General features: G+C 72.9%; 17 protein-coding genes. 11 read left to right on the top strand and 6 right to left on the bottom strand.

Features of this window, described 5'->3' with window-relative positions:
- Nucleotides 1-50 precede the first annotated feature (50 nt).
- The 4 genes from FXF51_RS55405 (at nucleotide 51) to FXF51_RS55390 (ending at nucleotide 3,560) form a co-directional block, all read left to right on the top strand.
- A complete protein-coding gene (locus FXF51_RS55405; protein ID WP_148442941.1) occupies nucleotides 51-971 on the top strand; it encodes an aldo/keto reductase in 921 nt (306 codons plus the stop codon).
- Nucleotides 972-1,008: 37 nt separating this feature from the next.
- The gene (locus tag FXF51_RS55400; RefSeq protein WP_148442940.1) at nucleotides 1,009-1,779 is read left to right on the top strand and encodes an HpcH/HpaI aldolase family protein; all 771 of its coding nucleotides are present in this window, start codon (nucleotides 1,009-1,011) and stop codon (nucleotides 1,777-1,779) included.
- 93 nt (nucleotides 1,780-1,872) lie between these two features.
- Nucleotides 1,873-2,922 carry a trypsin-like serine peptidase gene (locus tag FXF51_RS55395; RefSeq protein ID WP_148442939.1) on the top strand — a complete coding sequence of 350 codons (1,050 nt, stop codon included), beginning with the start codon at nucleotides 1,873-1,875 and terminating at the stop codon, nucleotides 2,920-2,922.
- 140 nt (nucleotides 2,923-3,062) lie between these two features.
- Nucleotides 3,063-3,560: a hypothetical protein gene (locus FXF51_RS55390; RefSeq protein WP_148442938.1), complete on the top strand. Its 498-nt coding sequence runs from the start codon at nucleotides 3,063-3,065 to the stop codon at nucleotides 3,558-3,560.
- A gap of 10 nt (nucleotides 3,561-3,570) precedes the next feature.
- On the opposite strand, the gene FXF51_RS55385 is transcribed toward FXF51_RS55390, so the two are convergent.
- The 5 genes from FXF51_RS55385 to FXF51_RS55365 form a co-directional block, all read right to left on the bottom strand.
- Nucleotides 3,571-4,989, bottom strand: coding sequence for a DHA2 family efflux MFS transporter permease subunit (locus FXF51_RS55385; RefSeq protein WP_222871913.1), 1,419 nt, complete (start codon nucleotides 4,987-4,989; stop codon nucleotides 3,571-3,573).
- Nucleotides 4,990-5,029: 40 nt separating this feature from the next.
- Nucleotides 5,030-5,662, bottom strand: a complete 633-nt coding sequence (locus FXF51_RS55380; protein ID WP_222871912.1) for a LuxR C-terminal-related transcriptional regulator — start codon at nucleotides 5,660-5,662, stop codon at nucleotides 5,030-5,032.
- Between the two features lie 282 nt (nucleotides 5,663-5,944).
- Nucleotides 5,945-8,140, bottom strand: a complete 2,196-nt coding sequence (locus FXF51_RS55375; protein WP_148442936.1) for an MMPL family transporter — start codon at nucleotides 8,138-8,140, stop codon at nucleotides 5,945-5,947.
- A gap of 46 nt (nucleotides 8,141-8,186) precedes the next feature.
- Nucleotides 8,187-9,245, bottom strand: a complete 1,059-nt coding sequence (locus FXF51_RS55370; protein ID WP_148442935.1) for a hypothetical protein — start codon at nucleotides 9,243-9,245, stop codon at nucleotides 8,187-8,189.
- Entirely contained in the window at nucleotides 9,242-10,252 is a 1,011-nt protein-coding gene (locus tag FXF51_RS55365) for an aldo/keto reductase (protein WP_262380534.1), read from the bottom strand. The genes FXF51_RS55370 and FXF51_RS55365 overlap by 4 nt, the downstream gene beginning before the upstream one ends.
- Nucleotides 10,253-10,396: 144 nt before the next feature.
- Between FXF51_RS55365 and FXF51_RS55360 the strand changes: the two genes are divergently transcribed.
- Nucleotides 10,397-11,026 (top strand): MerR family transcriptional regulator, encoded by a 630-nt coding sequence (locus FXF51_RS55360; protein WP_148442933.1) that lies wholly within the window; start codon nucleotides 10,397-10,399, stop codon nucleotides 11,024-11,026.
- 9 nt (nucleotides 11,027-11,035) lie between these two features.
- On the opposite strand, the gene FXF51_RS55355 is transcribed toward FXF51_RS55360, so the two are convergent.
- Nucleotides 11,036-11,692 carry an HAD family hydrolase gene (locus tag FXF51_RS55355; protein WP_262380533.1) on the bottom strand — a complete coding sequence of 219 codons (657 nt, stop codon included), beginning with the start codon at nucleotides 11,690-11,692 and terminating at the stop codon, nucleotides 11,036-11,038.
- Nucleotides 11,693-11,804: 112 nt separating this feature from the next.
- Between FXF51_RS55355 and FXF51_RS55350 the strand changes: the two genes are divergently transcribed.
- From FXF51_RS55350 to FXF51_RS55325, 6 genes are all read left to right on the top strand, one after another.
- Nucleotides 11,805-13,514: a fatty acyl-AMP ligase gene (locus tag FXF51_RS55350; RefSeq protein WP_187415107.1), complete on the top strand. Its 1,710-nt coding sequence runs from the start codon at nucleotides 11,805-11,807 to the stop codon at nucleotides 13,512-13,514.
- Nucleotides 13,511-19,186, top strand: a complete 5,676-nt coding sequence (locus tag FXF51_RS55345) for a type I polyketide synthase (protein ID WP_148442930.1) — start codon at nucleotides 13,511-13,513, stop codon at nucleotides 19,184-19,186. Before FXF51_RS55350 ends, FXF51_RS55345 begins: the two co-directional genes overlap by 4 nt.
- Complete coding sequence (locus FXF51_RS55340) at nucleotides 19,183-22,140, top strand: type I polyketide synthase (RefSeq protein WP_148442929.1); 2,958 nt, start codon at nucleotides 19,183-19,185, stop codon at nucleotides 22,138-22,140. The genes FXF51_RS55345 and FXF51_RS55340 overlap by 4 nt, the downstream gene beginning before the upstream one ends.
- A 39-nt stretch (nucleotides 22,141-22,179) precedes the next feature.
- Entirely contained in the window at nucleotides 22,180-22,932 is a 753-nt protein-coding gene (locus tag FXF51_RS55335; protein WP_148442928.1) for a thioesterase II family protein, read from the top strand.
- A complete protein-coding gene (locus tag FXF51_RS55330) occupies nucleotides 22,929-23,912 on the top strand; it encodes an AfsA-related hotdog domain-containing protein (RefSeq protein ID WP_148442927.1) in 984 nt (327 codons plus the stop codon). Before FXF51_RS55335 ends, FXF51_RS55330 begins: the two co-directional genes overlap by 4 nt.
- 74 nt (nucleotides 23,913-23,986) lie before the next feature.
- Nucleotides 23,987-24,854 (top strand): MFS transporter (locus tag FXF51_RS55325; protein WP_187415106.1); only part of this gene is annotated, 868 nt, incomplete at its 3' end.

The raw sequence follows: 24,854 nt of genomic DNA, 5'->3' as shown, positions 1-24,854 counted from the left end.
GTTGACCGCGGACCACCTGCGCCTCCCAGCACCCCGAGAGGAGCCCTGCGATGACCGTCGAGCCCGTGCTCGGAACCATGACCTTCGGCGACACCGTGGCCGCGGACACGGCCGGCCGGATGCTGGACCTGGCGCTGGACGCGGGCGTCACCGGCGTGGACACCGCCAACGGCTACGCGGGCGGCGCGTCCGAGGAGATCCTCGGCGCCCTGCTGCGCGGCCGAAGGGATCGCGTCAAGCTGGCCACCAAGGCAGGCATCCCGCACCCGGACGCCGCCGGGCACGCGCCCCTCTCCCCCGCCGGGCTGCGGCTGTCGCTGGAGGGCAGTCTGCGGCGGCTCGGCACCGATCACGTGGACCTGTTCTATCTGCACCAGCCCGACCGGGCCACGCCCCTGGAGTCCACGCTGGCCACCGTCGCCGCCCTGATGACGGAGGGCAAGATCGGCAGCCTGGGCGTGTCCAACTACGCCGCCTGGCAGATCGCGCGGCTCAGCCCGCGCCCGGTGGTCGCCCAGCAGCTCTACAACCTGCTGGCGCGGCGGGTCGAGGACGAGTACGCCGAGTTCGCCGTCACCTCCGGTCTGCGGACGATGGTCTACAACCCGCTCGGCGGTGGCCTGCTGACCGGCCGGCACCGCTTCGACCAGGCTCCGGGGACGGGCCGGTTCGGCGACTCGCGGCTGGCGGCGATGTACCGGCAGCGGTACTGGGACGCCGAGCTGTTCAAGGCGGTCGAGGCGCTCGGCGCGATCGCGCTGGAGGCCGGCGTCCCGCTGGCGGAGCTGTCGTTGCGCTGGCTGCTCGGCAAGCCGATGGTGAACGCGGTGCTGCTCGGCGCCTCCGGACCCGGCCACCTGCGCGCGAACCTGTCCGCCCTGGCGGCGGGCCCGCTGCCCGCCGAGGTGTCCGCCGCCTGCGACGCCGTGGGCGACGCGCTGCGCGGCCCGATGCCCGCCTACAACCGCTGACAGAAACCCTGAGCCCACGACCGAGGAGACCTGAGCCATGACCGCAGCCGAGTTCGCCGCCAGGATCCGCAACCGCGAGCAGTGCGTCGGCTACTGGGTGGTGCTCGACGCGCCCGTCGCCACAGAACGGCTGGCCAGGCTCGGGTACGACTACGTCGCGCTGGACGCCCAGCACGGCCTGATCGGCAACGCCGGCCTGCTGAGCAACCTCATGGCCATCGACGCGGGCGGCCGGTCGGCCGGGCTGGTCAGGGTGGAGTCGGCCGAGCCGGCGGCCATCGGCAGGGCGCTCGACTTCGGCGCGGGCGGCGTGATCGTGCCGCTGATCGACACCCCCGAGGACGCGACCCGCGCGGTGTCGGCGGCCCGCTACCCGGCCGGGGGCCGCCGCTCGTACGGGCCGATGCGGTCCATGCTGCGCATCGGCCCCACCCCGGCGGAGGCGGACGGGAGTGTGCTGGTCCTGGCCATGATCGAGACGCCTGACGGGCTGGCGAACCTCGACGCCATCTGCGCCGTCCCCGGCCTGGACGGCGTGTACGTCGGCCCCTCCGACCTGTGCCTGGCCGTGGGCGGCAGGTTCCCGAACGACCCCGAGGTGGCGGACGTGTTCGAGGCGGCGCTGGAGCGCGTCAGGATGGCGGCCGGGCGGGCGGGCATCGCGGCCGGCATCCACAACCCGACCGGCGAGCAGGCCGCCCGCCGGCTGGCCGAGGGTTTCACGTTCGCCACGGTCGCCTCCGACCTCGTCCACCTGGAGCAGGCCGCCGCCGCCCACCTGAAGGCGGTCCGCGCGGAGAACCGTTGATCGCGACCTCGACGGCGGGTAGCGTCCTTGCTTGGTGGCGATCACATGTTCGAATCGCCATCAGGAAGCGTTCACCTAGACGGAGAGGATCGCATGAGAAATCGAACGTCCGCCCTCTTAGCCATCCCCCTGCTCACCTCCCTCCTCCTCGCCACCCCGTCCCCGGCCGCCGCCGAGAACGTGGTGACCGCCCCACTGGCCGCCTCCCAGACGGCCGCAGCCGAGGTAGCGACCTTCTGGCTGAGCGACAACGGCGCCAACCTCACAGCCGCCACCCCCTACAACGTCCAGACCGCCGTCGGGGAGATCATCACCAAGGGCAGCGGCGTCACCCCCGACACCAAGCCCGGCTCCATCTCTCCGACGCCGCCTCTCGCGGGCAAGACCGTCGCCCCCGCCACCTCGGGCAAGGTGTTCTTCATCGGAGCCGACGGCCGGCCGCACTGGTGCACGGGAACCTCCGTGCAGTCCCAGTACCGCAACGTCGTGGCGACCGCGGCGCACTGCGCGTTCGACACCGAGACCCCGGGCTCCCCGCTCGGCAAGTGGGTCTTCGTGCCCGGCTACGCTGACGGCGCCGCCTTGTCCGGCCTCTACGTCGGCAAGCAGGTCTTCGGCCACTACGACTTCGACGCCTACCGTGACTACGACCGTGACTACGCCTTCGTCAACGTCTACGGCGGCGTCGTCTCCTCCGCCACCGGCGAGCCGGCCAACTTCGGCAGGCTGGGCGACAACGTCGGCGGCCAGGGCCTGGCCTGGAACCAGCCGCTGGGGTCCGCGGTCGATGTCTTCGGCTATCCGGCCGGCCCGCACCCCGACGGACAGCGGCCGTACGCAGGCGACACCCTTGAGACGTCCAGCGGCCTGCCCGTCACCGCCACCGCCCCTGCGGTGAAGGGTGAGGAGCTGCTCGCCGTGGAGTCCCCGTTCACCGGGGAAGGCTCTCTCGGCTCCTCCTGGTTGCTGCGCTACGACAAGGCCAGCGGCAGGGGCTACCTCAACGGCCTCACCCTCAGCGTCGCCGACACCGACGCCGACCAGCGCTACGACACGAGCCTGTCGCCGTACTTCGACGGCGAGCTGGCCAGTATCTACAAAGCCGCGGCCGCGCTCTGGACGGGTGCGGTCCTTCCCGGGTGAACCATGACTCCAATGAGCCACCGCCGGACCCGGCGGTGGCTCATCTCATTTCCGAACACCTTTTACCCGATCTCCCGGAAATGCTAAATTGAAACCCTCATAAACGCGTCGCTCCAGGGCGCCCGAGAAAGGTGCGTACCATGACTCCGGCGCCCGGCGGCATCCCTTTGTTATGGAGCAACCGCTTGCAACTCTTCACCTTCGGTTGCTCTTTCATCTTCGCCCTCTGCGCCCTCTTCCAGGGCTGGCTGATCATCAACGAAGAGACGGTGAGATTGTCTTTGCATCTGGCCGGAAGGGCGACAAAGGAAACCTCGGGCCTCGTCGCCCAATTGCGTGTGATCACCGCCTACTACGTGCTGGGAAACACGCTCGGCATGTTCGCGCTGCGCGGGTCGGACTGGGCTTTCTGGACGACACTCCTGATCAATCTCACGCAGATAACCGGCCCGCTGGGATTGATCCCCGCCCAGGTTCACCGGGCGGCGCTGGAGCTCCACGGAATGGCCGGTCTGCTACCGACCGCGGTGCTTTGTGGCGGTGCACTGGTGCTCACCGTCACGCTCATCTCGCGCATCATTCCCGCCCGGCAGATCTGGGCCGATCTGAAGGCCGCCAGAATGGTCGGCGACAACTGACCGGAATGGCTCAGGACGCCAGCGGCCGCACCGAGGGGTCGCCGCTCGCCGCCGTGGCGAGAGGCTGCGAGCGGGAACCGGGACGCACCGCGACAGCAGGGACGAGCCAGGCCGCCACCGCCGCCGCCCCGAGGATCGCGACCCCCACCCACAGCGACGCGCGCAGGCCGGAGACGAAGAGCGCCGGCGTGCCGTACCCGCCGGCGGCGGCGAACACCCCGGCGAGCACGGCCACGCCCATCACGATGCCGATCTGCCGCATCGCGTTGTTGACGCCGGCGGCCAGCCCCTCCTCGGCGGGCGCGACGAAGTCGAGCGGCTGCCTGGCCGCCACCGCGTAGAACAGGCCCATGCCTGCCCCGGCCACGACCATGCCGGGCCACAGCAGCGAGTACGGCACGGCGGGCGCCACCACCACGGCGAAGCAGGCCAGCGCCGCCCCTTGCAGGACCGCGCTGGCCACCATGAGCCGCCTGACCCCGAGCCGGTCGCCGAAGACGCCGGCCAGCGGGGCGACGAGGGCGGGCAGCAACGTCCACGGCAGGGTGCGCACGCCCGCGTCGAGCGGCCCGTAGGCGAGGACGAGCTGCAAGAACTGGGTGAGCAGGAACACCGCGCCGAGCATGCCGCCCTGCACCAGCGTGGAGGCGAGGTTGGACAACGTGAACCCGCGGCTGCGGAACAGGCGGGGCGGCAGGACGGGCTCGGCGGCCACCCGCTCCCACCAGGCGAACACGCCCAGGACGGCCACGCCGGCCGCGAGCGGCAGCAGCACCTGGACGTGCGACCAGCCGAGCGTGACGCTGCGGATCAGCCCGAAGACCACCCCGAACAGCCCCGCCATGAGCAGCAGGACGCCCCGCACGTCGAGCCGCCGCCGGGTCCGGCCGCCCTCGGTGAGGAGCAGCGCGGCCAGCGGCACGAGGACCAGCCCGACCGGCACGTTGATCCAGAACACGGCCTGCCACGACCCGAGCTGCACCACGGCGCCGCCGATCCAGGGCCCGAGCGCGATGCCGAGCCCCACCATGCCGCCGAGCCCGGCGATCGCGGCGCCGCGCCGCTCGGGCCGGGTGGCGCTGACCAGGAGCGTCAGCGCCAGCGGGATGATCATGGCGGTGCCGAGCCCCTGGATCGCCCGCGCGAGCACGAGCATGCCGATGGAGCCCGCCATCGCGGCAGCCGCGGAGGAGCCGGTGAACAGCACCAGGCCCAGGACGAACACGCGTTTCCTGCCGAACCTGTCGCCCAGCGCGGCGGCGGCCAGCAGGAAGACGGCGTAGCAGAGGGTGAAGACGTTGACCGTCCACTCCATGCTCTCCAGCGACGCGCCGAACTGCTCCCGGATCGTGGGCAGCGCCGTGGTCACGACGAGGGTGTCGAGTGCCGCCATGAAGCTGGCGACGCCCGCGATCAGGAATGTGCGCACCGCGGCCTCCCTGAGTATGGATAGCTAAGCTTACCACTATCTACACTCGTGCGGCAGACCAGGGATAGGTGGCGGACTCACCGAGGGCCTTGTACTTGTTGACCGCGTCGATCCGCGACACGGCGCCCAGTTTGTGGAAGATGTTGCGCAGATGCCGCTTGACGGTCCCCTCCGTCACCGACAGGTGCGTGGCGATCTGGCGGTTGCTCATGGCCGCCGCCACGAGCGTGATGACCTCCTTCTCGCGCCTGGACAGCGGCCCCGTGTCGGCGTCGAGATTGGCGATCGTGCCGTGCGGCACCGTCAGCGTCACCTGCTCGCCGGCCCCCGCCACGCTTCGCAGTGATGCCACCAGGTCCCGCCGTGTGATGCCCTTGTGCAGGTAACAGCGCACCCCCGCCCTGATCATCTCCTGCACGATCCGGGCGTCGTCGTACATGCTCAGCACCGCCACGACCGAGCGCGGCGAGGCCTCCCGCAGCCGCCGCACCACCCCGCCGGGGCTGCCGTGCGGCTTGTCGATGTCGATCAGTACGATGTCCGGCCTGGTCCTGGCGATCAACGCGACCGACGACTCGAAGTCCGCCGAGTCCGCCACCACGCAGAAGTCGTCCTCGGCCAGCAGCACCTCTCCCAGGACCTCGCGTAGCAGCGTGTGCTCGTCGACGATCACGATCCTGATCCCCGCCGGCCTGGGGAACCCCCCGTTCCATCCATGCGCTAACGATGGAGATTTCGTTCCCATTGCCTGTTCAGCCCACCGTTCTACAATTGGCAATTCAACTAGCGAACGTAAGCCTGTACATAAAGAAGAATAGCCAGAATGTCATCGGCGGGGCAATACTTCGAATGCAATTCTAATATGAAGATTGTTGATATCTTTATGTCCTCGATGTTTCCAATCATGAAAGAGAGCCCGTCCACCTGCGCACAGGTGGACGGGCTCGGGAAAGCCTCAGTTCCGGACGGCCGGATCAGGGACAGGGATGGGTGGCGTCACGGTGACGGCGCTCTGCTCGGGCTCGGGCATGCCGTGCCGCTCCCACCAGCGGGCGAGCGGGCGCGGCGACCACCACGCCCAGCGGCCGAGCAGCTTCATGGACGCCGGGACGAGCAGGCCGCGCACGATGGTCGCGTCGACCACGAGCGCCACGACCACTCCGACGCCGATCATCTTCAGCACGGTCACGTTCGTGATCACGAACGCGCCCACCACCACGCCCAGCAGCAGCGCGGCGGCCGTCACGATGCGGGCGGTGTGCTGCACGCCGATCGCCACGGACTCCACCGGGTCGCCCGAGGCCAGGTAGTGCTCGCGGATCCTGGCCAGCATGAAGACCTCGTAGTCCATGGCCAGGCCGAACGCGATCGCCGCGATCATGACGGGCATGTTCGCGTCGATGAACCCGGGCGCCGTGAACCCGAGCAGCCCCGACAGGAACCCGTCCTGGAAGATCAGCACCATCGCGCCGAACGCGGCCGACAGTGACAGCAGGTTCATCAGCACGGTCTTGATGGGCAGCGTGACCGATCCGAACGCCAGGAACAGCACCACGAACGTGACCACCGAGGTGATGAGCAACATCCACGGCAACCCGTTGCCGATCATGGTGAGCATGTCCACGATGGCCGCCGGCCGGTTGGCGAACAGCGCTGTGGCGCCCGGTGGCGGCGGTTCGGCCCGCAGCTTGATCACCACGTCCCTGATCTCCTGCCCGTACGGGGACAGGGAGTAGCCCAGGGTGATCCGGGCCAGGTCGCCCTCGGTGCCGGTGACCTGGGCGCGGTCGACGCCCTCGATCCGGTCGAGCCGCTGGGCGAAGTCGTCGAGCTGGGCCTTGGCCTCCGGCGTGTCCGCCGGGCCGGGCATGCGCACGACCGTGCTGATCACCTTCGTCGGGTCGTACGGGAACTCCTCGGCGAGCTGCCTGGTCACCACGACACTGTCGGTGTCGGCGGGCAGCGCCCACTCGGCCGGCCGCGTCCAGACCGCGCTCAGCAGCGGCACTCCCAGCGCGCCCAGCGCGAGGGTGATGCCCAGCACGACGGTGACCGGGCGGCGCATGACGCGGTGCGCCGTGCGGTACCACCGGGTGCCCTCGGCCTCGGGGCGGCGCCGTCCGAGCAGCGGGATGCGCAGCGAGTCGATACGGCGGCCGGCCACCGACAGCAGCGCGGGCAGCACGGTGAGCGCGGCGATCACGGCGAACAGCACGACGCTCACGCCGGCGTAGGCCAGCGAGGTGAGGAACCGGGACGGGAAGACGATCAGGCCGCCGAGCGTGACCGCGACCGTGATGCCGGAGACCGCGACGGTGCGGCCGGCCGTGGCGGTCGCCCGTACGACGGCGTCCTCGACCTCGCGCCCGGCGGCGAGCTCTTCTCGGAACCTGTTGACGATGAGCAACGCGTAGTCGGTCGCCAGCCCCAGCCCGAGGATCACCACCACGTTGATGGCGGCGGTGGACAGGTCGACGAGCCCGCCGACGATGCGCAGCACCACGAGCGAGCCGACCGCCACCAGGATGGCGATGGCCAGCGGCAGCGACGCGGCGACGAGGCTGCGGAAGACCACCAGGAGCAGGATGATCAGCAGCGGGAACGACAACAGCTCCGCCCTGGCCAGGTCGCGGTTGCTGATCGCGTTGAACTGCTGGCCCACGGCGGTCAGCCCGCCGAAGCGCTCGGTGAGGTCCGGCGCGTCGAACAGGGGCAGGATCTTGTTGTAGACGACGACCTGCTCCTCCTCGACGGCGCCGGGGAGCTGCAGGGCCACGTAGGTCTTGCGCCGGTCTTCTGAGACGAAGTCGGTGGAGCCGGTGGAGTAGTAGCTCTCCAGCCATTCGTAGGAGTCCTTGGGCAGCTTGGCGACGACCGCCTCGACCTGCTGCTTGAACCCCGGGTCGTCCACGGACATGGTCTGGCTCTCGTACATGACCACGACGTCCGCGACGTGCCGGCCGAGCGTGCCGGCGAGCAGGCTGTTGGCCTGGGAGGACTCGCCATGGGGGTTGTCGAGCCCGGCGCCGCCGCCCAGGACGCCGCCCGCACCCGAACCCCAGACGCCGCCCAGGACGACGAACAGGATCGCGGCCACGAACACCCAACTTCGGCGCCTGACTACGAAGCGGCCGATGGTCGCAAACATCATCTCTCCCTCGACGAGGTGATCCGAATACCGATAGTAGAGCTTTCCACTATCGATACACAAGCGGGCGGGCCGCGAGCATCCCGAGCAGGCCGCCGAGCAGTACGGTCAGCACGACCGTCCCCGCCCACATCTCCGGGGACCAGCGCACCCCCGCCGCGAGATGCAGGCCGACGAGCTGCCCGGCGCACACCAGCCCGGAGTAGAGCGCGCCGGCCACGGGCAGCCGCAGCACCGCCGCCGGTCCGCGTACGGCGTCGAGACGCACCATCAGGGCGTCGGCGAGCAGGGCCGCGGCCACCGCGCCCGCGGCGACGGCGAGATGCGGCTGCGGGAACTCGTTGATCACCATCAGCCTGATCGCCACCCCGAGGATCAGCGCGGTGCCGGCGAACATCGTGGCCCGCCTCCGGTGCATCATGAGCAGCGGGATCGCCACCAGCAGCGTGGTGATCAGGTAGCTGAAGACGCCCTGCACGACGAGGAACTCGTCCGGCGTGTCGATGATCCCGCCGTAGTCGCCGAGCACGGGCTCGTAGGGGCGGGTCGGCGCGATCGTCATGATCGACGCGCCGTAGTTGAGCAGCACCAGCATGCCCATCACCGCGTACGTCATGGCGGCCACGCCCGCCACCGCGCGCAGGCCGCCCTCCCCCGACGCCCACCAGGAGCGCAGCGGGCTGGTGCCCAGGATGATGCCGCCGAGCGTGGCGATGATGTGCGTCGGGCTGAAGGAGGGCAGCAGGCCGATCTCGATGCCGATCGTCTGGTGCCAGATCATGTCGCCGAACCCGCCGGCGAAGAAGACGAGCGCGCCGATCGCGCCCAGCCGGTAACCCTCCGGCCAGCCGTCGCGCCACCACTGCGGGTGGCGGTCGCGCCGCACGTACGCCAGCCGGAACGTCCAGGCGGCGGTGAGGCCGTAACCGAGGTAGAGCACCGCGTGGTAGGGGGTGAAGAACCCCTCCAGGGTGTCGATGACGTTCTTGTGCGCCCAGCCGTCGATGGCCAGGCCGGAGATCATGAGGGTGCCGCACAGGACGGTGACGAGGTCCTCGCGTACGGTCGCCCGTTCTGTCGTGGCGACGGGGGCGGTCGTCGTGGTCATCGTGGCTGCCCTCGGCGCCGGAGGGCGGGATCGAGCAGCTCGGGCGGTTGCCACCCGGTGTCGGCGGCGTTGATCGTCAGCCCTGGGGGCACGATCTCGTCGATGGCGTCCAGCACGTCGGGCGTCAGCGTGACGTCGAGGGCCTGGAGGTGGCTCTCCAGGTGGTCCATGGTGCGCGGGCCGATGATGGCCGCCGTCACGGCGGGGTGCTGCATGACGAATTGCAGCGCGAGCTGGACCAGCGAGATGCCCGTCTGCTCGGCCAGCAGGGCCAGCCGCTCTACGGCGGCGAGCTTGCGCCGGTTCTCCTCCAGCGCCATGTCGTAGCGGGCGGGCAGCAGCGCGGCGCGCCTGCTCTGCGGCAGCTCGGCGCCCTCGCGGTAGCCGCCCGACAGCCAGCCGCCCGCCAGCGGGCTCCACGCCAGCACGCCCATGCCGTACTGCCCGCACACGGGCAGCACGTCGGCCTCGACCGCGCGGGCCAGGATCGAGTACGGGGGCTGCTCGCTGGCGAACCGCTCCCGCTGCCGCCGCTCGCTGACCCAGTGGGACTCCACGACGCGGTGGGCGGGGAAGGTGGAGCAGCCGATGTAGCGCACCTTGCCGGCGCGCACCAGGTCGGTCAGCGCTCCGAGCGTCTCGTCGAGGTCGACGGACGGGTCGGGGCGGTGGATCTGGTAGAGGTCGATCCGGTCCGTACGCAGGCGGCGCAGGCTGTCCTCGACGGCCCGCATGATCCAGGCCCGGCTGTTGCCGCCGCGGTTGGGGCCCTCGCCCATCTGGCCGTGGACCTTGGTGGCCAGCACGACCTCGTCGCGCAGCCCGCTCTCGGCCAGGTACCGGCCGATCAGCTCCTCCGACTCGCCGCCTGCGTAGACGTCGGCCGTGTCGATGAAGTTCACCCCGGCGTCGAGGGCCCGCTGGATCAGTTTTCCGGTCTCTTCGGGGCCGTTCTCGCCCCACCAGCCGAACATCATCCCGCCGAGACAGATCGGACTTACCTTCAAGCCAGTCCGACCAAGTGGTCGGTAGTCCATTACGATCAACTCCCAGGCCGGTCGAAAAATGGATACGAGAACTGTCTACTATCCTTTTCGATGGGTTGGCAAGGGCCAGCTCGTGGGTACGAGTTGGGCGGAAGGGGAGGAACCATGCGCATCGCGGAGCTGAGCCGCAGGGCCGACGTGCCCGTGCCGACGATCAAGTACTACCTGCGCGAAGGCCTCCTGTCCCCCGGCGAGCGCACCAGCTACAACCAGGCGCAATACACCGAGGAGCACGTCCGCAGGCTCCGGCTCGTGCGGGCGCTGCTGGAGGTCGGCGGGCTCAGCGTCGCCGCCACCCGCGACGTCCTGGAGAAGATGGACGCCCCCGGCATGAGCCTCATCGACCAGGCCGGCAAGGCCCAGTTCGCCATGACCGTCAGCCCCAAAGTGGTCAAGGACGAGGCGTGGAAGTCGGCCGAGGAGGAGACGCAGGAGCTGATCGAGCGGCTCGGCTGGAACGTTCGCGCGACCAACCCCGCCCGGCTGACCCTCGCCTCCGCGCTCGCCACCCTGCACCGGCTCGGCAAGACCGACCAGCTCAAGCTGCTGGAGATCTACGCCAGGGCCGCCCGCGAGGTCGCCGAGGCCGAGCTGGGCCAGCTCATCACCGACTCCGAGCCCGAGGCGATCCTGGAGACGGCCGTGGTGTGGACGGCGCTGGGCGACGTCGTCTTCAGCGCGCTGCGCAGGTTCGCCCACGAGGACGTGGCCTACGGCGACGCCCAGCTCGACTGACCTCATCCCCTAGGGGAAGGCCACTCGTGACTGGCCGAGCAGCGCGTCCAGCTCCTCGGCCGCCGCGCCCGCCTCGGCGAACTCGATCGCCTGCCACCCGGCCGCCCTGGCCCCCTCGCAGTTCTTGGCCAGGTCGTCGATCAGCACGCACTGCGCCGCCGGCACACCCGCCCGCCGCGCGGCCAGCTCGAAGATCTCCGGGTCCGGCTTGCGGCAGCCGACCTGCGCCGAGTTGACCACGTCGTCGAAGACGCCCTCCGGCGGGACCATCCGCCGCCAGTGCTCCTCCCACGCCGGCGGCATGTTCGACAACATCCCGACGAACAGCCCGCGCTCGCGCACCCGGTGGAGCTGCGCGAGCCATTCGACGTTGGTGCGCCGGCCGTCGAACCAGGCGTCGGCGAAGCTGATCATGGGGGCCTCGATGCCCTGTGTGGCCAGCTCGGCGGCGATCTGCCGCAGCCACTCGTCCTCGGTGACCAGCGGCGTGTCCAGCGGCAGCATGAAGTCGTCGGTGCCGTAGCGGGCGGTCACGTTCGCGACCGCGATCAGCAGCGGGTCGGGCGGCAGGCCGGTCTTGGCGCAGAACGCGCTGAACGTCTCGCCGACGGGCGGCGTGAGCACCCCGCCGAAATCCGTCCAGACTGCTTTTATGGAAATCGTCACGCTTATACGTTGCCGCATTTCCCTCAGGGCCCCGTCAGGCCCCCATCAAAGCCCGATCACGTCCGGCTCAAGGCCATTCTCATCGTTTCCCGGGCTGGTTACATTACTGCGCATGATTCCCTTTGCAGAGACCCTCGGGGAGTTAGTCGCTTTCCGGGCCCGGGAGAGCGCCTCCAAAATCGTCTACCGCTTTCTCCCGGACGGCGAGCGTGAATCCCACTCGCTCACCTTCGCCCAGCTCGAACTGGAGGTTCGCGCGCTCGCGTCCCGGCTCGCCGAACACGCGGCGCCGGGCGATCGCGCCCTGATCCTGGCACCCGACTCGGCCGATTTCATCCGCGCTTTCCTGGCCTGCCAGTACGCGGGAGTCATCGCCGTCCCCATTTATCCGCCGATGCCGTTCGACGCCCGGCGCGGAACGTCGAACCTGCGGGCCATCGCGCAGGACTGCGCGCCCGCGGTCGTCCTCTTCGCGGGACCCGACGGGTACGAGCGCTACATCCGCGACAACTCACCCGAGATCGCGGCGCTGACGTGGATCGGGGCCGACGAGGTCGACGAGTCGCGGGCCGGCTTCCCGCCGGTGCCCGCGGAGCCGTCCGGCATCTCGTTCCTCCAGTACACCTCGGGATCCACCGCCTCGCCGAAGGGCGTCATGGTCAGCCACCGCGCGCTGCTCGCGCAGGAGCGGCTGCTGCACGAGATCGGCGACTTCAGCCAGGACTCCGTCATCGTGAGCTGGCTGCCGCTCTTCCACGACATGGGCCTCATCGGCAACGTGCTGCTCGCGCTCTACGCGGGCTGCGAGGCCGTGCTCATGCCGCCTCTGACGTTCGTGCAGCAGCCGGTCCGGTGGCTGCGGGCCATCTCCACGTACCGGGCGACCGTGTCCGGCGGGCCCAACTTCGCCTACGAGCTGTGCGTGCGGCGCGTGCCCGTACAGGATCGGCAGGGCCTCGACCTGAGCAGCCTGCGGGTCGCGTTCAACGGCGCCGAGCCGGTGCGGGCCGGCACGCTGGAGGCGTTCACCGCCGCGTACGCGCCGCACGGGCTCGACCCGAGCGCCCTCTACCCCTGCTACGGCCTGGCCGAGGTCACGCTGATGGCGACCGGCTCGCCGGTCGGCGGCGGCCCCGTCACCCTGGACGTGCACCTCGACGCCTTGCAGGAGGGCCGCCTGGTCACCGGCGGCGGCCACCGCGTCGTCGGCTCCGGCCGGCCAGGCCCGCGCCGCCGGCTGGAGATCGTGGACCCGGAGACCTGCCTGCCGGTACGGCCGGGCCACGTGGGCGAGATCTGGCTCGCCGGGCCCGACGTGACGGACGGCTACTGGGGCAGGCCCGAGGAGACCGCGGAGGTCTTCGGCGCCCGCCTGACCGACACCTTCGAGGGCCCGTTCCTGCGCACCGGCGACCTCGGCGTCATGCACGACGGCGAGCTGTTCGTCTCCGGCCGGCTGAAGGACCTGATCATCGTCGGCGGGCGCAACCACTACCCGCAGGACCTGGAGGTGACGGCCGAGTCGGCGCACCCCCTGGTCAGGCGCGGCTGCGTGGTCGCGTTCGGCGACGCGCCGCTCGTCGTGGTGGCCGAGGTCAAGCCCGACTCCACCGCGGAGCAGCTCGCGCAGGTCCGCGCGGCCGTGCGCACGGCGATCGCCGCCGGGCACGGCGTCCAGGTGGACGAGGTCGTGCTGATCGCCCCCGGCACCATGCCGAAGACGTCCAGCGGCAAGCTGCAGCGGCGCGCCTGCCGTGCCGCCTTCGAAGGCGGCACGCTGACGGCCGCCGTGCCCGCACTCCAGCTCGAAGGAGCGTCATGACCACGCACCAGGAGACCGTCGAGTGGCTGCTGCGGCGCACCGCCGAGCTGCTGTCGGCGCCGGTGTCCGACCTGTCGCCCGACACGCCGTTCTCCCAGCTCGGGCTCTCGTCCATGCAGGCGGTCGAGCTGGCGGGCGACCTGGAGCGGTGGAGCGGCCGGTCGCTGTCGCCGACGATCGCCTACGACTACCCGACCGCCGACGCGGTGGCCGCCTACCTCACCTCGTCGCCGGAGCAGCAGGCCGCGCACGGCGGGTCGCGCGAGCGGCGGGACGGACACCCCGAGCCGATCGCGATCGTCGGCATCGGCTGCCGCCTGCCGGGCGCCGACGGGCCGGAGAGCTTCTGGAAGGCGCTGCGCGCGGGCAAGGACGCCATCCGCGAGGTGCCCGCAGACCGGTGGGACGGCGAGGCGCTCTACGACCCCGACCCCGACCGGCCCGGCCGGATGAACACCCGGTGGGGCGGTTTCCTCGACGACGTCGAGAGCTTCGACGCCGACTTCTTCGCCATCTCGGCGCGGGAGGCCGCGCGGATGGACCCGCAGCAGCGCCTGCTGCTGGAGGTCGCATGGGAGGCGCTGGAGGACGCCGGCGTGCCCGCCTCCGGCCTGTCGGGCGCCAGGGCCGGCGTCTTCGTCGGCGCCTCCACCTACGACCACGGCGCCTCCCTGCTCAGCTCCGGCGCCGAGCCCGAGGCCTACGACGGCACCGGCGCGGCGCTCAGCGTCATCGCCAACCGGCTGTCGTACTGCCTGAACCTGCGCGGGCCCAGCATGGCCGTGGACAGCGCCTGCTCCTCCTCGCTCGTCGCCGTGCACCTGGCCTGCCAGGCGCTGCGGGCCGGCGAGGCGGACCTCGCGCTGGCCGGCGGCGTCAACGTCATCACCAGCCCGCGCATCGCGCTCAGCTTCAGCAAGGGGCGGCTGATGGCGCCCGACGGACGGTGCAAGCCGTTCGACCACCGGGCCAACGGCTACGTGCGCAGCGAGGGGGCGGGCGTGGTGCTGCTGCGTCCGCTGTCCGCCGCGCTGGCCGCCGGCGACCGGATCTACGCGGTGATCCACGGCAGCGCCGTCAACCAGGACGGGCGCACCAACGGCCTCGCCGCGCCGAACCGCCCCGCCCAGGAGGACGTGCTGCGCGCCGCCTACGCCGCCGCCCGCATCGACCCGGCCACCGTCGACTACGTCGAGGCGCACGGCACCGGGACGGCGGTCGGCGACCCGATCGAGGTCGCGGCCCTGGCCACGGTCCTCGGGCCGGGCCGGGCGGAGGAGCGTCCGCTCCGGATCGGCTCGGCCAAGTCGAACGTCGGGCACCTGGAGGCGGCCGCGGGCATCGCGGGGCTGATCAAGGCGGCCTTGTCGCTGCACCACGGCGAGCTGCCGCCGACCGTCCACTTCACCAAGCCCAACCCGCTGCTCGGCCTCGACCGCCTGCCCGTCACCGTCCAGGACCGCGCCGAACCGTGGCCGTCCCAGGCGGGTCAGGCCACGGCCGGGGTCAGCTCGTTCGGCTTCGGCGGGACGAACTCCCACGTCGTGCTGTCGTCGGCCCCGCCCCGGCAGCCCCGCGACCAGCAGGCGAAGGACGACGAACTGCACCTGTTCCCGATCTCCGCCCGCTCCCGGGCGGCCCTGCGCCGCCGCGCGGCCGCACTGGCCGATCAGGCGCGCACCAGGGCGGGCGACACCGCCTGGCTGGCCGCGGCGGCAGCGGCGGCGGCCCTGCGCGGCGACCACGACCGCCACCGCGCCGCCGTGGTCGTCTCCTCCCCCGAGGAGCTCGCGGCCGAGATGACCGCCATCGCGCAGGCCGGCGACGCGACGACCGCCCGCAGGCGGCGCACCCAGCGCCCCACCCTCGTCTTCCCCGGCCAGGGGGCCCAGTGGGAGGGCATGGGACGGCAGCTCGCCGACGCCGTGCCCGCCTTCCGCTCGGCGATCCGCCGCTGCGACGCCGCGATCAGCCGCTGGCTCGGCGAGTCGCTGTGGGACGACGAGCACGGCCTGACCCCCCGGGGCACCGCGCACGTCCAGCCCGCGCTGTTCGCCTACCAGGTGGCGCTGGCCGAGACGTGGCGGGCGTGGGGCGTGGAGCCGGCCGCGGTGATCGGGCACAGCATGGGCGAGATCGCCGCCGCGCACATCTCCGGCGCGCTGTCGCTGGAGGACGCCGCCCGCGTCGTCTGCGAGCGCAGCAGGCTGCTCACCCGGCTCACGGGCCAGGGCGGGCTCGCGCTGGTCGAGCTGGACGCCGAGGAGGCGGACCGCACGCTGGCGGGCCGCCGCGACCGGCTGTCGGTCGCGGCCGTCAACGGGCCGCGCGCCACGGTGCTGTCCGGCGAGCCGGCGGCGCTGGACGAGGTGATCGCCGAGCTGGAGGCGCGCGGGGTGTTCGCCCGGCGCGTCGCCGTCGACTTCGCCGCGCACAGCCCCCAGGTCGAGCCGCTGCAGGACGAGCTGTCCGCGGCGCTCGACGGGCTCGCCCCCCGCCCCGCGACGACCCCGCTGTACTCGACGGTCACCGCCGAACCCGCGGCCGGGTCCGAGCTGGGCCCCGCCTACTGGCGGCGCAACGTCCGCGAGCCGGTGCTCTTCTCGCCCGCGCTGGAGCAGCTCATCGCCGCCGGGCACGAGCTGTTCGTGGAGGTGGCGCCGCACCCGGTGCTGACCCGCTCGGTGGCCGAGCTGGCCGCCCACCTCGACCGGCCCGCCGAGGTCATCTCCTCGGTACGCCGTGACGAGCACGAGGCCCGCGCCCTCCTCGGCGCCCTCGGCGACCTCTACACCGGCGGCGCCACCGTCGCCTGGGACGCCCTGTACGCCGACGCCGTCCACGTCGCCCTGCCGCCCCACGGGTGGGACCGGCAGCGCTTCCCCCTGCTGCGCGCCACACCCGGCGCGGCCGTCGTCCCGCAGGGGCACGGGGGTGCGCTGCTGGGCGCCCGGCTCAAGGTGGGCGCCGACCCCGGGCTGCGGCTGTGGCCGCTGTCGCTCGGCGGCGCGCCCGAGCTCGCCGACCACGTCGCCGACGGCGTGCCGCTGGTGCCCGGCGCCTACTGGCTGGCCACGGCCGCCCAGGCCGCCGGGCCCGGCCCGGTGGTGCTGGAGGACGTCGTCTTCGAGCATCCCTGCCCGGCCGACGGCGATCCGGGGCTTCAGCTCGCCATGCGGCCGTCCGAGCAGGGGCGGCTCTCCTTCGTCATCACCTCCGACCGTGGCGGCGGCCCCGTCGTCCACGCGCGCGGCACCGTCGCCGCGGACGCCGCCCCGCCCACGCCTCCCGCCGTCCCCGCCGATCTGGCCGGTGACGTGCAGGTCGGGGAGCTGTACGAGCGGCTGGCGGCGACCGGCCTGGACTACGGTCCGCGCTTCCGCGGGCTCACCGAGCTGCGCACCGGCGGTCGGGAGGCGGTCGGGACCGGGCTGCGCACCGGCGGTCGGGAGGCGGTCGGGACTGGGCTGGGCACCGGCGGGCGGGAGGCGGTCGGGACGTTCCGGCTTCCCGGCGGGCTCGGCGCGGACCTACCGCCCCTGCATCCCGCCCTGCTCGACGCCTGCTTCCACACGGTCGCGGCGGCGGCCGGCGGGGCGCTTCCCACCGGAGTCCTGCCCCTGCCCGCCGGGGCCGCGCGCGTGTGGTCGCGCGGCGGCGGCGAGGCCGCGCGGGAGGGCACGGCCCACGCCGTCATCCGCGACCTGAGCCCGAACGAGCTGATCGCCGACGTCACCGTGCGATCGGGGACGGATCCGGCGGACGAGGTGATCTGGGCCGTAACCGGTCTGCGCGTCCGCCTCATCGGGCGCCGCCCCGCCGAGGCCGGTCGCCTCTACACGGTGCGCTGGCAGCCCCTGACCCCGGGCCCCGCCGTCACGGGCCGTGGCGGCTGGCTGGTGCTCGCCGACCCCGTCCCCGGCAGCGGCCCCGCCTCGGTGGGCGAGCGGCTGGCGGAACGGCTGGCCGCGGCGGGCGAGCCCTACCTCCTCGCCAACGGCGAACGTCCCCTCGACGACCTGCTCGACGAGGCGATGACCCGCTACGGCGGCCTGCGCGGCATCCTGGACGCGCGCGCCACCACCGGCATCCCGCAGTCCTACGCCACCACCGGCGCCGGCCCGCACGAGGGGCCGCCGGCGAGCGGGGTCGAGTCGCTGCACGCGCCCGCCTCGAAGGCGCTCGGTCTGGCACGCGACCTGATCCGCCGCACCTGGCTGGGCCGGCCGCCACGACTGTGGCTGCTGACCGCGGGCCCGGCGGCCTCCGTCGTGTGGGGCCTGGCCAGGGTGCTCGCCAACGAACACCCCGAGCTGACCCCCGGCGTCGCGGACCTGCCCGGCTCCCCCACGCGGGCCGACCTCGACGCCCTGGTGACGGCCCTGCGCGCCCAGGACACCCCAGGCCAGGTACGCGTCCGCGACGGCGCCCTGCTGGAGCCGAAGCTCGCACCGGCCCCGGCGGGTTCGGGCGGCCCGGCGCCGATCAGGCCCGACCGCCCGTACCTGATCACCGGCGGGCTCGGCGCCCTCGGCCTGCACGTCGCCCGCAGGCTGGTGGACAAGGGCGCCCGCAAGCTGGTCCTGACCGGCCGCGGCACCCCGGGCCCGAAGGCGAGGGCCGTCCTGGAGGAGCTGCGCGAGGCGGGCGCCAAGGTCAGGGTCGAGCTCGCCGACCTGGCCGACCCCGGCCAGCTCGCCAGGATGCTGCCCGCGGACCTGGCCGGCGTGTTTCACCTGGCGGGCGTCCTGGAGGACGCGCTGATCTCCACGATCGACGACGACCTCCTGCGCCGCGCGCTGGCGGGCAAGGCGGCCGGCGCGTGGAACCTGCACACACTGACCGCGGACCTCCCCGTGGAGCACTTCGTCCTGTTCTCCTCGCTGGCCGGGCTGTTCGGCTCTCCCGGCCAGGGCGCGTACGCGGCGGCGAACACGTTCCTCGACGGCCTGGCCGAGCACCGTGCCGCGCTCGGCCTGCCCGCGCAGAGCATCGACTGGGGCACCTGGTCGGGCACCGGCCTGGCCGTGGAGGCGGGCGGCGTCGAGCGGCTCGCCGCGCGCGGCCTGCCGCCGCTGTCCCCCGAGGTCGCGCTGGACCTGCTGGAGGAGGCGCTCGGCAGCGACCGCGGCCATCTGGTGGCGGCGGCGTTCGACTGGGCGGCGTTCGGCAGGGCCGGGCTCGGCCCCGACCTGGCCCGCATGCTGGAGGGGCAGGTCAGCGCCGACCGGCCGGTCGCGGGCGCGGAACGCGGCGCGATCAAGGCGGCGGCCCTGGCCGCCACCGGCGCCGCCGCCCGGCTGGACGTGCTGCGCCGCTTCCTGCTGGAGCAGGTGGGCTCGGTGCTCGGCCGGGCCCCCGAGAGCCTGGACACCACCTCCCCGCTGCAGGAGCTGGGCTTCGACTCGCTGATGGCCATGGAGCTGCGCACCCGCCTGGAAACGGGGCTGGACCTGCGGCTGTCGGCCACCGTCGTCTACACCTACCCGACGGTGGAGGCGCTGGCGGACGGCCTGGCCCAGCGCATCGGCGACGAGCGGCTCCCCGTACAGGAGACGAACCAGACGACGGACGGCTCACCGGACACGCCCGGCGAGCTGGCGGAGCTCGGCGAGGACGAGCTGGCCGCGCTGCTGGCCGAGGAGCTCGACCTGAAGGGCGGGACGGCATGACCGACCAGCGCAAACTCCTGGAGCGCGCCCTGGTGCAACTGCGCGAGACGCGCGCCAGGCTGGCCGAGGCGGAACGCGGCAGGCACGAGCCGATCTCGGTGCTCGGCGCGGGCGTGCGCCTGCCGGGCGACGTGGCGGACCTGGAATCGTTCTGGAGCCTGCTGCGTGACGGCGTGGACGCCGTCACGCCGTCGGTCGACACGCTCGACGGCCACCGCCCCAAACCCGCCGACCGCGTCGAGAACGGCCGCTGGGCCGGGCTGCTGACGGACGTGGACGGCTTCGACGCCGGCTTCTTCGGCATCTCGCCCGGCGAGGCCGCCAAGATGGACCCGCAGCAGCGGCTCGTCCTGGAGGTCGCCTGGGAGGCGATGGAGGACGCGGGGCTGCCGCTGGAGACGCTGCAACGCGCCGGCACCGGCGTGTTCCTGGGCGTCTACAACAGCGACTACCTCACACTCCAGTACGGCGAGCCGTCCTCGATCAACACCTACACGGCCCCGGGCGGCGCCCACAGCGTGCTGGCCAACCGCCTGTCCTACCTGCTGGACCTGCGCGGCCCCAGCATGGCCGTGGACACCGCCTGCTCCTCCTCGCTGATGGCCGTCCACCTCGCGGTGCGGGCGCTGCGGCAGGGCGAGTGCGACATCGCGCTGGCCGGCGGCGTCAACATCATCCTCAACCCCATCTCCACGCTGGTCACCGAGAAGGTGCTGCCGCTCGCGCCGAGCGGCCGGTGCCGGACGTTCGACGCCTCGGCCGACGGGATCATCCGGGCCGAGGGGTGCGGCGTCCTCGTGCTCACCCGCGAGTCGCTCGCCGAGGGCCGGCGGGTGCGGGCGGTGATCCGCGGCACGGCCGCCAACCACGACGGCCGCACCAACGGCCTCACCGCGCCCAACCCGCGCGCCCAGGCGGACCTGCTGCGCCGTGCCCTCGCCGACGCGCGGGTGCGGCCCGATCAGGTCAGCTACATCGAGGCGCACGGCACGGGCACGCCGCTGGGCGACCCGATCGAGGTGGAGGCGCTGCGGGAGGTGTACGGGGACGGGGCCTCGCCGTGCGCGCTCGGATCTGTGAAGACGAACTTCGGCCACCAGGAGGCGGCTGCGGGCGTCACCGGGCTGATCAAGGCCATGCTGGTGCTGGAGCACGAGCAGGTGCCGCCCAACGTGCATCTGCGACGGCTCAACCCGGAGATCGACCTGACCGGCAGCAGGCTGTCCGCGCCGGCCACGCTCACCGGGCTGGCGCTCGGCGAGCACGCGCCGCTGGCGGCGGTCAGCTCGTTCGGGTTCGGCGGCGCGAACGCCCACGCCATCCTGCAAGCACCACCGGCCCGCACCGGCACGAGCACGCCGGGCGCCGGGGGCGGGACGCTCGGCAAGCTGGTGCTGCCGCTGTCGGCCCGTGACTCCGCCGCACTCGTCCCCCTGGCCAGGGCGTACGCCGAGCGGCTGGCCGGAGCGGACGCGGCGCGGGCGGCGGCCGTGTGCGCGGCGGCGGGAACGCGGCGCACCCACCTGGCGCACCGCCTGTGCCTGACCGCCGAAGACCCGGCCGAGCTGCTGGCCCGCCTGAACGAGGTGGAGGGCGGCGGCGCGGCCGTCCCGCCCCGCCCGCCGAGGGTGGCGTTCGTCTTCAGCGGCCAGGGCTCGCAGTGGGCCGGCATGGGCACGGAGCTGCTGCGGCGCGAGCCGGTGGTCGCGGCGGAGGTGGCGGAGTGCGACGCCGTCGTGCGGGAGCTGGCCGGTTGGTCCGTCCTGGAGCAGCTCGCCGACGGCGGCCGGCTGCACGAGACGGAGGTCGCGCAGGTGGCGATCGGCGCGCTGCAGCTCGGGCTGGCCGCGCTGTGGCGGTCCTGGGGCGTCGAGCCGTCGGCGGTCACCGGGCACAGCATGGGCGAGGTCACTGCGGCGTACGCGGCCGGGGCGCTGGACCGGGCCGAGGCGTTCGACGTGCTGCTGTCGCGGGCGCGCAGGGCGGAGGAGGGCGCGGCGGGCGGCGCGATGGCGAGCATCGCGCTGCCGCCCGAACGGGTCCGCGCCCTGATCGGCTCCGACCGCGTCGGCATCGGCGCGATCAACGGCCCCCGCTCCACGGTGGTGTCGGGCGATCGGCAGGCCGTGGCGGCCGTCTGCGCCGCCGCGGAGCGGCTCGGCGCGAGCGTGCGCAGGCTGCCCAGCCGGTACGGCTTCCACAGCCCGATGCTGGACGGCCAGGACGAGCTGCTGGCCGCCGACCTGGCGCACCTGCGGCCGGGCCCGTGCACGGTGCCGATGTACTCGACCGTCACCGGCGCGCTGGCAGGGCCGGGGCAGCTCGGCGCGGCGCACTGGGGGCACAACCTGCGCGACGCGGTGCGCTTCTCGCCCGCCGTGTCCGCGATCGCGGCCACGGGGGTGACCGTGTTCGTGGAGCTCGGCCCGCACCCGGTGCTGCTGCGCGACCTCGGCGAGACGCTGGAGGAGGCCGGCGTCCGCTATCGGGCCGTGGGCAGCCTGCGGCGCGACCAGCCGGTGTCCGCCACGCTCGACCGTTCGCTGGGCGACCTCTACCGCGCCGGGCTGGAGCTGGACTGGGAGGCGGTGCTCGGCTCCGCGCCCGCCGACGTCCCGCTGCCCGCCTATCCGTGGCAGCGGCGCCGCCACTGGCTGGGTGAGGCGCCGCAGCGGGCCGACCTCGTCACGACGGTGCCGCTCGCCGAACGCACCGGGACGATCGCCCTGTTCGTACGGCGGCGCATCGCCGACGCCCTCGGCTTCGACGACGTCGAGCAGGTGCCGGAGGACCGGCCGCTGGCGGACTTCGCCCTCGACTCCCTGGTGATCGTCGAGCTGAAGGGCCAGGCGGAGAGCGAGCTGGGCGTCACCGTGCCGCTGCAGGCGCTGCTGCGCGTCCTGCAAGGCGGTACGGCGCTCGACCTGGCCGCCATGATCGCGAAGGAGAGCTGAGCCCATGACGTCACTGTCCTGCGAAGGAGAGCAGCGCCCATGACCGCACTGACCTGCCTGGGCGAGAACCCGGCCGCCGCGTTGCGCCTGGTGTGCTTCCCGCACTCCGGCGGGCAGCCCGGGATGTTCCGCCGCTGGGTCGCCGGCCTGGCCCCGGACGTCGAGGTGTGGGGCGCGACGCTGCCCGGCCGCGCCACCCGGGTGAGCGAGCCGTTCGCCCGTCAGTGGAGCCCCCTCGTCACCGAGATCACCGACGCCGTGCTCGACCAGGTGCCGGGGCCCGTGGCGCTGTTCGGGCACAGCCTCGGCGCGCTGCTGGCCTTCGAGGTGGGGCGGGCGCTGACGCTGGCCGGGCGGGCGCCCGAGCACCTCGTCGTCTCCGCCCGCGCCACGCCCGCCACCCCGTACCCCCTGACGCTGCCCGACGGCGACGAGGAACTGATCGAGGCCGTCGACCGCGTCTACCAGGGCATCCCCGCCGCACTGCGGGACTCGCCCGAACTGCTGCGGCTGTTCGCGCCCGTCCTGCGCGCCGATCTGGAGCTGGCCGTCTCGTACGTCTTCCGGCCAGGACCTCCCCTGTCGTGCCCGATCACGGCGCTCGGCGGCACGGACGACCCGACCGTCTCCGAGGCTGAGCTGTCCGCCTGGAACCGCCACACCAGCGGCGCGTTCACCTTCGCCCGCTTCCCCGGCGGCCACTTCTACCTCGACGCCGCCGAACGCCAGGTGCTGGACACCCTCTGGCGCCGGCTGGCCTCCCGCCACGCTCTGACGAGGAGTTCGTCGTGACCTCTGACCTGCACACAACCGACGTGCACACGAACGACCCGTACACGAACGACCCGCACGCGAAGCTGACCTTCGACCAGACGGTGCCGCGTTCCCTGGCCCACAGGCAGGCCGTGGGCGAGGTGTTCGTCACCGACTCCGCCCCCGGCCCCGACGGCGACTTCCTGGTGGCCGTGCAGGTCCCGCGTGCGCACAGCCTCTGGTTCGACCGGCTCGCCGCCTACCACGACCCGTTCTCCACCGCCGAGGCCGCCCGGCAGGGGTCGTTCGTCGTGCTGCACCGGTACTTCGGCGTCCCCGTCGGGCTGCCGTTCAGCCTGCTGCGCTGGCAGTTCCGCGTCCACGACCTGGCCGCCTACCGCGACGACGAGCGGTCCCCGCTGCAAGGGGTGCTGCGTTACCGGGTGAACAACAAGTCCAAGAGCGGCGACCTGGGCGACATGACGCTGGCCGGGGAGCTGACGATCGGCACGTCCACCGCCATGAGCTTCACCGGGGACGTGGTCTTCTTCGGCAAGGAGGACTACGCGGCGCTGCGCAAATACCAGCAGGCGAGCAAGCCGCCGCCGGACCCGGCCGCCGCCGCCGTCGTCCCGCTCGACCCGGCTTTCGTGGGGCGGCGGGACCGGCGCAACGTGGTCATCGGCGACGGCGAGCGGTTCCCTTATGTGATCGACACCTCGCACCCGTCGTACTTCGACCACGCCTACGACCACGTGCCGGGGCCGTTCATCGTGGAGGGGTTCCGGCAGGCGGCGGTGGTCGCGGCGGTCAGGGCCGGGGAGCTGGCCTCGCCGGTGTCCGCGGTGCTCGGCTGCACGACCACCTTCGGGTCCTTCGGTGAGTTCGGGGCGCTGCTGGAGTGCTCGGCCGAGGTCACGGGGGCCGCCGACGGGCGGGTCACCGTGGGGCTGGAGCTGCACCAGTACGGGAAGCGGCTGGCCACGGCCGGTATCGAGCTCGGGCCGTACCCGGCATGAACCGGCTACGCGTCCCCTTCACGAGCCGGTCACCCGCCTCCCAGCCGGGCACGCGCCCACTGCGTGCTTCCCGCATGAGCCGCCTGCGGTCGCCTGTCGTGGCCGCGGGGTTGATCGCCTTCGCCCTGACGCTCAACCTGAGCGCCGGGAACGTCATCCTGCCCGCCGTCGAACGGGACCTCGGCATCACCCCGGCGGTCAGCCGCTGGGTCGTGCTCGGCTACGCGCTGGCCACCGTCGCGTTCATCCCGGTGGCGGGGCGGGCCGGGCGGCGGGTGGGGGTTCGGCGGGCGATGGTGTGGGGGGCGGGCGGGTTCGGGGTGGTCTCGGTGGTGTGCGCGGTGGCGCCCGAGGTCGTCACGCTGCTGGCGGGGCGGCTGGTGCTGGCCGCCTTCGCCGCCCTCCTCACGATCCTGACCGCCGTCCTGGCGGTGTCCGGCTCGGACGGGAAGGCGACGACGGACTCGGGCGAGCAGGCAGAGGCCAGCTCGGCCGGGAAGGCGGTGGCCGACTCGGCCGAGAAGGCAGGGGCCGGTGCGAGTCGCGGCGGACGCGTCGGCGGGCTGGCGGTCGCGGCCGTCTGCGCCACGCTCGGCGGGTTCGCGGGCGCGGCGGCGGGCGGCGGGCTGGTGAGCCCGCTCGGCTGGCGCGCCCTGCTCCTCCTGCCGGTCCCGCTCTGCCTCCTCTCCCTCACCGCCCGCCTCCCCGACACCCGGGCGATCCCTCCCGCCATCCCGACCACGTCCCCGACAGCCGCCCTCACCAACGCCACTGCCACTACCACCGCCGCCACCACCACCACCGCCACCGCCACCGCCAATGTCACTACCACCGCCGACACTGATGCCACACCCCCCGCCCCGCCCGCCCCCGCTCTGACCCTCCCGACCCCTCCCCCTCCCCCGCCCCTCGCCGCCCTCGCGACTCCCCCGCGCTCTTCCC

This window comes from Nonomuraea sp. PA05 (assembly GCF_008086045.1).
GTDB lineage: Bacteria > Actinomycetota > Actinomycetes > Streptosporangiales > Streptosporangiaceae > Nonomuraea > Nonomuraea monospora.
The sequence above is the reverse complement of the archived record's forward strand: the minus strand, read 5'-3'. Positions and strand labels throughout refer to the sequence as shown.

Excerpts from the sequence above, each read along its gene's own strand:
- FXF51_RS55400 (WP_148442940.1), top strand. The coding sequence starts at position 1,009 with ATGACCGCAGCCGAGTTCGCCGCCAGGATCCGCAACCGCGAGCAGTGC.
- FXF51_RS55395 (WP_148442939.1), top strand. The coding sequence starts at position 1,873 with ATGAGAAATCGAACGTCCGCCCTCTTAGCCATCCCCCTGCTCACCTCC.
- FXF51_RS55340 (WP_148442929.1), top strand. The coding sequence starts at position 19,183 with ATGACCGACCAGCGCAAACTCCTGGAGCGCGCCCTGGTGCAACTGCGC.
- FXF51_RS55390 (WP_148442938.1), top strand. The coding sequence starts at position 3,063 with ATGACTCCGGCGCCCGGCGGCATCCCTTTGTTATGGAGCAACCGCTTG.
- FXF51_RS55370 (WP_148442935.1), bottom strand. The coding sequence starts at position 9,245 with ATGACCACGACGACCGCCCCCGTCGCCACGACAGAACGGGCGACCGTA.
- FXF51_RS55360 (WP_148442933.1), top strand. The coding sequence starts at position 10,397 with ATGCGCATCGCGGAGCTGAGCCGCAGGGCCGACGTGCCCGTGCCGACG.
- FXF51_RS55345 (WP_148442930.1), top strand. The coding sequence starts at position 13,511 with ATGACCACGCACCAGGAGACCGTCGAGTGGCTGCTGCGGCGCACCGCC.
- FXF51_RS55375 (WP_148442936.1), bottom strand. The coding sequence starts at position 8,140 with ATGATGTTTGCGACCATCGGCCGCTTCGTAGTCAGGCGCCGAAGTTGG.
- FXF51_RS55405 (WP_148442941.1), top strand. The coding sequence starts at position 51 with ATGACCGTCGAGCCCGTGCTCGGAACCATGACCTTCGGCGACACCGTG.
- FXF51_RS55350 (WP_187415107.1), top strand. The coding sequence starts at position 11,805 with ATGATTCCCTTTGCAGAGACCCTCGGGGAGTTAGTCGCTTTCCGGGCC.
- FXF51_RS55335 (WP_148442928.1), top strand. The coding sequence starts at position 22,180 with ATGACCGCACTGACCTGCCTGGGCGAGAACCCGGCCGCCGCGTTGCGC.